This window comes from Clostridium lacusfryxellense (genome assembly GCF_018861735.1).
GTDB classification, from domain to species: domain Bacteria; phylum Bacillota; class Clostridia; order Clostridiales; family Clostridiaceae; genus Clostridium_AD; species Clostridium_AD lacusfryxellense.
In genome coordinates, this window is record NZ_JAHLEB010000147.1 from 1 (window position 1) to 1,248 (window position 1,248).

Below are 1,248 nucleotides of genomic sequence, written 5' to 3' on the forward strand. Positions count from 1 at the left end.
AATAATTAATCTGAGACAACTGTTAAGTTGTTACTCAAGCTCATTACATACTTTTAGTCTTACGACTAAATTTTACTTTATACTAAAGTAATTGACTGGTTTAACAAAATAAATTTTGCTAAGTTTACCTATTTCTCTGTTTAATTTTCAAAGACCAATTTGTTTGTCATCATCCGACGACTTCTACTATATTACTAGGTATTTCTTGTTTTGTCAACTAATTCTTTTAAATAAATATTCGATTTGACAACCATCTAAATATTAATTAACATTTTACTTTTGTGCCACTCGTTTGTGACGACAAGGAGTATTCTATCATAATAACATAGTACTATAATCTTACTACTATTAACCTAACAATGTTATTATTCATTTACTGTATATTACTCTTAAACCCTACGTATTACATGTATGGACACGCCAGAATAAGTTTCTAAGCATTTACACCTAAATTCTCCTTATTATAGGTTGTCTTTAATTTATTAAAATAGTACTATTATTAATTATTATATCAACACTACATCAAATCTTCCGCAAATAATCATCATATTTTCATAACCCTCAGCCTCGTGTGCTTTTATATACGTACCAGTGAAGCTCAGATAACTGAAACCACTTCATTGAAAATTGCAGAATTAAATCATTTTTTACTTTTTACTATTGATATAACAATACCCCCAATCATAGTTTTATTATCCTACAATTGGGGGTATTGTCAATTTCGTATTTTACACAACTTGAATCATCAAATTATAATTAATTATCATTTTCAACTATTTCAATATAACATTATATGCTCCATTAATAACTAAAATAAAGTCGCTAATTGTACCAATACAAAAGAATATAAAATAATAACTCGCAATAGTGATTTCTTTTTTGAATAGCTCTTTAAACGCCTGAATAAAGATCTTACTAAACTTAAACCAATTTAATATCCAACCTATTAAAAGAAAACTTACAATCATCATTTGTTGTCCCCCCACTAAATTGTTTTTGTTATTAATCATATTTTCCAAAAAATAAAAAATAACAGTTTAATTTAAACTGTTATTTATGGTGGACCTTCAGGGACTCGAACCCCGGACCGACCGGTTATGAGCCGGTAGCTCTAACCAGCTGAGCTAAAGATCCATGTGTTTACCTGGCGACAACCTACTCTTCCACAAGGTCACCCCTGCAGTACCATCGGCGCATTGAAGCTTAACCTTCGTGTTCGGTATGGGAACGGGTGTTACCTTCATGCCA

At 30.4% G+C, this 1,248-nt stretch carries 1 protein-coding gene, 1 tRNA gene and 1 rRNA gene; all 3 read right to left on the reverse strand.

Annotation, left to right across the window (positions count from 1 at the left end; translation table 11 throughout):
* Positions 1–773 precede the first annotated feature (773 nt).
* The gene (locus KPL55_RS25695; RefSeq protein ID WP_216309583.1) at positions 774–971 is read right to left on the reverse strand and encodes a hypothetical protein; all 198 of its coding nucleotides are present in this window, start codon (positions 969–971) and stop codon (positions 774–776) included.
* An 86-nt stretch (positions 972–1,057) separates the two neighbouring features.
* Positions 1,058–1,134 (reverse strand) — tRNA-Ile (locus tag KPL55_RS25700).
* Between the two features lie 8 nt (positions 1,135–1,142).
* Positions 1,143–1,248, reverse strand: a 5S ribosomal RNA gene (gene rrf / locus KPL55_RS25705); the annotation flags it as partial.